The 723-nt window shown below is 41.5% G+C and carries 2 protein-coding genes; both read right to left on the reverse strand.

The annotated features are described in order from the left end of the window. Positions 1 to 244, reverse strand: a 244-nt coding sequence (locus R7Z49_RS24840; protein ID WP_318112353.1) for a hypothetical protein, incomplete at its 3' end; no start/stop codon positions are given. A gap of 2 nt (positions 245 to 246) precedes the next feature. After that, positions 247 to 723: transglycosylase SLT domain-containing protein (locus R7Z49_RS24845; protein ID WP_318112355.1), on the reverse strand; the 477-nt coding region annotated here is incomplete at its 5' end.

Below are 723 nucleotides of genomic sequence, written 5' to 3' on the forward strand. Positions count from 1 at the left end.
TGTCCGGACAAACTTTATAAGGAACCTTGCGAGGGATGCGTTCGTGAGTACGTGGATCGTTCCAACTGAAGTTCTGTATTTGCTCTGTAGGGGGAGACAGTTCGAGGAAGTGACCTGCGGCATACCAAAGGATCAGTTCTTGCCCTTTGTAGAAGCCTGAATATAATCCACCTTGCTTTCTAAGATTCAAAGCTGATGCGATCTTTTCAGCTTGAGAAGACTTCTCTGCAATAGCGACCCACATGGCTATTCTCCTAGTTTATTGACTGCGTGTATTCGGTGAGAAATCCAACGACCATACTCAGATTCAATATCAGCAAAGTGCTTCATTGCTTTCAGGCGGTACGAGTAATGAAAATATTTATTGTCTGAAGTTGCATATCGATGGTAGTTAGCGAGGCCTTTAAAAATGTCATTCGTTGCGTTTAATCTTCTGGCCAGAATGACACCACCAATAAATAGATTTGCACATACATCATCTCTGACGTCTTCCCAGTTTATAGTCACACCAAGCTTACGAAACTCTTGATCCCAAACCTTAGGGTTAACTTGTATTATTCCTAAATCACCAGAACCGTTCTTGGCTTTCTGGTCAGCTCCTGGCCAACCATTCTCGCTTCTCATGATTGTACGTATGTATTTAGGATGTATATTGTTTAGCTTGCTAGAGATTAAAGTACACTCTTCAATCTCACCTTTGTAAGTAAGAAGTAAATCTCGTTT

The sequence above is a fragment of the Vibrio sp. 1562 genome, from assembly GCF_033340155.1.
Taxonomy (GTDB): Bacteria; Pseudomonadota; Gammaproteobacteria; order Enterobacterales; family Vibrionaceae; genus Vibrio; species Vibrio alginolyticus.